Source organism: Okeania sp. SIO2C9 (genome assembly GCF_010672455.1).
In the GTDB taxonomy this organism is placed as follows: domain Bacteria; phylum Cyanobacteriota; class Cyanobacteriia; order Cyanobacteriales; family Microcoleaceae; genus Okeania.
Genome location: NZ_JAAHGO010000006.1, coordinates 37120 through 44050 on the forward strand (window position 1 = coordinate 37120; position 6931 = coordinate 44050).

The 6931-nt window shown below is 43.0% G+C and carries 1 protein-coding gene; it reads right to left on the reverse strand.

All coding sequences use genetic code 11. From position 1 onward, the window contains the following. On the reverse strand, window positions 1-6931 hold a 6931-nt coding region (locus F6K23_RS06175; protein ID WP_293152234.1), incomplete at both ends, for a Calx-beta domain-containing protein.

Here is a 6931-nt window from a genome sequence, read left to right on the forward strand (position 1 = left end):
TCTGGGGGAATAGTCACAATTTCATCAATAATAAAATTGGCAAATTCTGTATCTGTGCCCGAATTTCCAGCTTGGTCTTGGATGGTTGTGGTATTAATTCCTAAACTGTAGTTACCAAAGGTTGTGGTTAAGTCTGTCAGTCCCTGAATTCGGTAGGTGGCATCAGAAATATTTTCGATGGTAATTCCATCGGTTGAGACAGTTTCACCATCGCGGGTGAGGGTAATGTCGTTGTTGTCGAAGGTTGTAATGTCGATCGCTTCTGAAAAGCGGACGTCAATAAATTCTACGGGGTCTGTTGTTAGGGTTTCTGGAACGTTGGAAAATTCTAGGATGGTGGGTGCGGTAACATCTGGGGGAATAGTCACAATTTCATCAATAATAAAATTGGCAAATTCTGTATCTGTGCCCGAATTTCCAGCTTGGTCTTGGATGGTTGTGGTATTAATTCCTAAACTGTAGTTACCAAAGGTTGTGGTTAAGTCTGTCAGTCCCTGAATTCGGTAGGTGGCATCAGAAATATTTTCGATGGTAATTCCATCGGTTGAGACAGTTTCACCATCGCGGGTGAGGGTAATGTCGTTGTTGTCGAAGGTTGTAATGTCGATCGCTTCTGAAAAGCGGACGTCAATAAATTCTACGGGGTCTGTTGTTAGGGTTTCTGGAACGTTGGAAAATTCTAGGATGGTGGGTAGGGTGACATCGGCGAAAAGTTCGAGAGTTCCTGTTGTGGAATTTTCTGCTCGATCGGCGATCGCTATTTCTACTGTGCGAGACCCTACTCCGGAGAGTTCTATATTTCCAGTGAAGTTTGTTCCTGTTACTGTTGCTTGACCGAGGGAGTCTCCTGTGGTTATGTCTGTAAAAGAAACTTGTAGATTTTCTTCTGGTAAGTCTCCTGCAATGGTAATATTATTGCTGGTAATACTGAATTCTCCGTAGTCGGTTTCATCCTGGGTTGAGTCGGATGGATTGTTGCTAGAACCATTAACTAGGATGTTAGTTGCAGCTAGAGGTGCAATTGTATCTAGTTCCCAACTGGTGGACAGGTTGTCAGTTATTGAGTTACCAGCGTTGTCTGTAATTCCGGAACCATTGACTGTCAGGGTATATTCTCCATCTTCGGTTTGGAGGGGAATTAAGCCTTTGATGACGTAAGTTGTTTCATCTTGTTCATCTTGTTCTTCTTGTTCCTCAATTTCTTGCTCCTCAATTTCTATATTTTCTGTAATTAGATTTTCACCGCCATCAACTGTGAGGGTAATATCTTCCCAACTGAAAGTTTCGGGGGCGATCGCCTGGTCAAAGGTGACAGTTATACTGGGAATGGCAATATTACGAACGTTAGTAATTTCATCAATTCCGGTTAAGGTGGGTACGTTGTTATCTAGTTCCCAGGTGAACCCTTTTCCACCGACTCCGTTATTGCCGTCTATATCTTGAACGTTATTAGCTGCAACAATGAGTTCGTATTCGCCTTCGGTATTACTCAAGTTTGCTATGTTGGCAACTTCGTAAGTAAGGTCATCAATTTTTGTCACAGTAACTTTGTCATTTATTAGGTTGCCACCGTCATTGCGAGTTAGGGTGATGTCTTGATAGTCGAAACTTCCAGCAACAATAGCTTCGGTGAAGGTGACAGTGAATGTGTCAACGGGAGTCGTTAGCAGATTGCTAGTAAACCCTTCAATGGTGGCAACTGCGGGGCGGTCTCCTGTGAATACCCAATTTTCTGTGACTGTTCCTGCTCCGGTATTTCCGCTTAAATCTTCGATTCCTGTGCTATCAACAGCGAGTCGATATTGTCCGACGTTTCCTGTGATTCCACTCAGGTTGTTTATTTGGAAAGTAATGGGGTCAATTTGAGTTACGGAAACTGCGTCGGTAATTAGGTTATTGCCATCATCTAGGGTGAGTTGAATATCCTGATCATCGAAGGTATCAGCAGCGATGGGTTCGGTGAAGATAACTTGGATGTCGGGAACAGGGGTATTCCTGGGATTTGGGTCTACGTCTATAATTTGCTGTACTTCTGGAGGTGCGCTGTCGTCACTGTCATAAATAATGGTGTAATTTCCGCTGCTGTCTAAATCCAGAATATGCAGAATATTTTCGTAGATGGGTTGCCCGGTAGCAGGGAAGGTGCGGTCTGTGCGCCAATAGTTATCGGGGTCTATTTCTGTGCCATCAGAACGCATGATTTTCTCAATGTTAAATTGACCGTTGGCGGGGTCTTCTAAATTAATGTATGTCCATCCTTCTGTGGCAGCGATCGTAATTTCTGCTTCTAGGTCGGAAATTGTCACTGGTGCGTCAACGGTTACGTCGTCGATGGCGGTGACTGGTGCTGTTGTACCGTCGCTGAAGTGGAGGATATCGGGATAGAAGTTGGCATCGAATTCGCCGTTAACTAGGAAGTCGGGAAGTCCGTCGCTATCTGCTTTAACTTTTTGGATGAGTTCGTGAATGTTGACTTCTTTGATTAGGGATAGTTCCGGGTTCCCTAAACCGTTGACGTGTTCAAAGGTGGCTTCGTATTCGATGAATTTTCCTTGCAAGCTGGATTTGAGTAACCAGTCAGCAACGGCGGTTTCTCCTGGTTCGATGTTGCCAAAGTCTACGGTGAGGGAAGGACTTGCTGGATTTCCGTTTACTTGAGAACCGATAATCTCGAAGTCTATGAGTAATCCTTTTTCGTTTTCGATGATTTGGGGTTGGGAGGAGGTGATGCTTAAGTCTTGGGCGGCTCCAAAACCTTCGTTACTGACTAATACTCCCAGGGAGAATGGTTCGGAAATTTCGGTGGCATCGGTGAATGGATCGTCTCCAAAGACGTTGCGTTGTTGGAAGTAGTCTACGGTGAGTTCTGCTTGGGGGTAGACGGTAATGGGAGTTGAGACTAGGGGAACTGTGACGAGTTCGCCGTCTTGCAGGTAGCTGAGACTGCCGCCAATACTATATTCTTCGGGGGTTTCCTGAGCGGCGAGGTTGGTTGGGATAAAAGTCCATTCGGCGCTACCAGTGGAATCTGTTCCTAGAATTCCTGAGCCATCAACGGCGGAGATGTTTTCTAGGATGGGGTCGGTGATGCCGAATAATTCGTTGACGACGTTACCGTTTTCGTCTAATACTTCTAGGTCAATATCAATGTTTTCTAAGCTGATTACTTCGCTACTGTTTTCGATGACGAGTTCGCCGAGGAAAGCAGAGCGAGTTAATACTGCTTCTTGGTCGATTTCAATGCGGACTTTAGCGCAGACTCCATCGTTGTCGTTATCGAGAGCTTCTTCAAGCTCTTCTAACTTCGCCAGAGTTGCTTCTCTGAGGTCATTAAATCCTTCTGCTTGAGTTTGTTCGAGAGATGTATTCAGAGCATTTTCTACTCTTTCAATATCTTCAAGAGTAATAAAGTCTGTACTTTGACCCTCTGGTACATCAGCTACGTTAAGGATTCCTTCTTTTCCATAATCAATCGTGCGATTCCAACGATCTATGAATTTGTTAATATCGCTTCCGGTTAGTGGTTCAGGAAAGGGTGTATTTAGTAACTCATTACGCTCTTGGTCTGTAATTTTTCTGGCATCGCCCTGTCCTTGAATTTTTTGTTCAAAAGAATTTACCCAATTATTATAAGATTCCTCATCTTCAATTTCTAACCAGATAGAATCTCCGAAGTAGAGTAGATAATTATCAATTATTGCCTGCCAGCGCTCAATATGCTCCGATAATTTATCTAGCGCTCCACTAACAGTACCTGTTGCTGAAGCATTAGCAGCAAACCTTAGTGTGTCAGAACTTCTTTGAACAGAACTTCCTTGGAGAAGATTATCAGAACAAAAGCCACTCAAAGAATTCAAGACAGAAACAGCACAACCTACCTGAGTAGGAGTACATCCTACTAAATCTACTATTGTTGCCTCTCCATCTGAAAGAGCTCTAACACATCCAACTGTGGTAAAAGCTATGCCAATAGGACCAGGGATACAACTACCAACAGCTAATATAGCATCAGGAAGTTGCTGTTGATTTTGCTCTACACAAGGATCGCAATTAGAACTACTTACAGTGACAGGTGCTCCATTGATTCTACCACTACCACTACTACTACCACTACCACTACCGCCAGCAGATATACCACAACCAGAATTTCCATCTACACCATTGAAAGCAATTGATGCAGAACGACCAACTTGTCGATCGCCACATATATAGGAGTAGTCAAAAGAACCAGAAATACCACAAGAAACTGAAGAACTTGAAGCAGAAGCAGACCTGAGTTGTATGGAACTACGATTAACAATACCATTGTCTTCTTGTGAACTGCTTTGCTCTAAAGTATCAAAATCAGCAATTCTGGTAATCCTGACAGGTACAGTAATCGAACTTTTCGCGTCTAAACTGCCAATTTCATCAATCAAAGGCTCAATTTTATAGAATGGATGCTCCCCAAAGTTCATGCCCAAATCATTGGCAGCAATCAAACCATGATTCGTAAAGGTCATATCAATCTGTTTTACCTGACCAACTACTTGTAAATCTTCCAGATCGATTACAGGCGGTTCGACAACAACTGTAGGAATAGGTACGTCAGTCTCAAAAACACTTTCTACACTAATATCGTAAACGTCCTCAATCTCAGTCTCAGTAACATTCCAAGTATATTTAACAGTTTCACGAGACAAGAAAGAATTTACAATTTCATTTTCCCCGGCATCAATTTGGATTGTTTCACTAAATGAACTATGGTCATCTGCTTTTACTTCCAAAGTATAAAAACCTTCTGGCAAATCGTCAAAGTTAACCATACCAGTCTCATCAGTGGTAACTTTGCCCAGTTCATCCCCTGTAAAATAATCCCGTAATGTCACCTCTGCACCATTTAACTTCGGCGCACTTTCTGTAAAATAAAACAACTCATTGACCACATTTACCTGTAAACTACCAATGGCATCACTAACAGCTCGAAACTCAAACGGAACAGATAAATCTCCATCGCTCCCCGCAGCATCAAAGAAAACATTGCCTTCGTACTGGGTTAACTCTAATTCTGCATCCGGTGACAATATCAAAGTAACATTTGTTGACTCCCCTGGTGCTAGAGATTCAATGGTGTCTGTAGTCGCCGATAACCAAGGTGCTTCGGGTGCAATAACGTCAATATTCTCAGCAATTGCTCCACCTTCGTTGGTTAACTCAACCTCCACAAAAGTTTGCTCTCCCCGCAACATTCCACTGCTAATGGTGCTAACGTCTGTGACTAACCGAGGCACATTCCTTTCTAAGTCTACATTAACAGGTAAAGTTGCAGTAGCTCCTTCCGCACTCGTGAGTTGAATTTCAAAAGTATCCTCAGTAATTTGAGATTCATTGGGAGCTGTAATTGTATAGCTAATGTTGTTGGTAGCATCTCCCGCCAAAGTATCAGGAACCTGAACTTCAATATCCCAAGATTCGGGCGCATCTACTACATTAGAGGTAAACCCGGTTAAGGGTGTATCCGTCAGATTTTCCAGACTAATTTCAGCGGTGAAGGGTGTATCGGCAAAAATCTTGTGAGTGACTTCCTCCTCATTAAACGTTGCACCCAAAACATTGAAACTGTCCTCAAACCCAGTATCTTCACCCTCATTGTCAGGGAAGAAAGCACGAATATTAAAAGTTCCCGCTTCTCCAGGTAAAGGAGTAAATTCTCGGACAAAGTTGCCGTTAGCATCGGTAAACCCGTCTAACTCCCTGGTGAAACCATTATTTTCAATTTCAATTGAAACAAACTCAAAGGGAATAGGAGAATTATCTTCATTGCTACGCGCTGTTCCTTCTAATAAAATACTTTCTCCAGTAACTCCTACTTCCACATCTGTTGTTACAGTTGCACTGTAAGCAGGCAACACTTCAAAGGGAGCTATAACTGTATTATTTGCCTCTTGACCTTCTGCTACTATTTCATCTGCATCAACAGCCGCAATTAGATAATAATTCCCAGGCGATCGAGGATTGAAATAGGTAACATTGCGCTCGTAGAACTGACCGACTTGAATATTGGCACTAATCTCAAATTCGCTTAAAAGTTCATCTTCCGCATCCAGTTGTTCGTCCGTGGAAAGGTAAATTTTGTCTACCCATGTATCTTCCAAAGTTGCTAGACCTTGGTTTTCCACCTTGTAGGTAAACTGTGCTTCTTGTCCAGTAAATGCAGGCGAATCTGCATCTAGTTCGCTGATGAGCAGGTCTGGTAATTCAACTCCATTGTTCTCTTGAATAGTTCCCGTAGCTGTATTATTAGCGATCGCTCCAGTTATGGGATTAGAAAGATTAACATTAAAGGTTTCATCAGGTTCATTTTGTTGTGCATCCAAAACTGTCGGTACAGTAATATTTGCTTGAGTGCTGCCAGTGGGAATAGTAATTGTGCCAGAAGTTTCTGTGTAATCATCCGGTTGAGTCGCGCTACCATCCGTGGTTGTGTAAGAAACCGTCACATCTTCCGTTGCGGGTTGGTCTAGACTAACGGTAAAGTTTGTGGTATATCCTTCGAGGACAGGTGCAGCATCAGCAATGGAAATGTTAGTAACAGGTGCTTCATCGTTGTCCTGAATTGTACCTACGGCAGTACCGTCTGCAATAACTGCTCCATTAGCATTAGCAAGGGTGACATTAAAAGTTTCATCCCCTGCTTCAATTTCTGTATCATCAGTAGTTTCGACGGAAATTGTAGCTTCAGTCTCTCCCGCAGGAATTGTTACTGTAGCAGAATTGGGAGTGTAATCTGCGTCTGCAGTTGCCTCCTCATCGCTGGTGGAAAACTCAAAAGTCACATCTGTTGTTGCTGCTTGGTCTAAACTAACAGTAAAGGTTGCAGTTTCTCCTTCCGTAACTGTTGCAGCATCAGCAATAGAAATGTTGGGAAGAGGTGCTTCATCATTATCCTGAA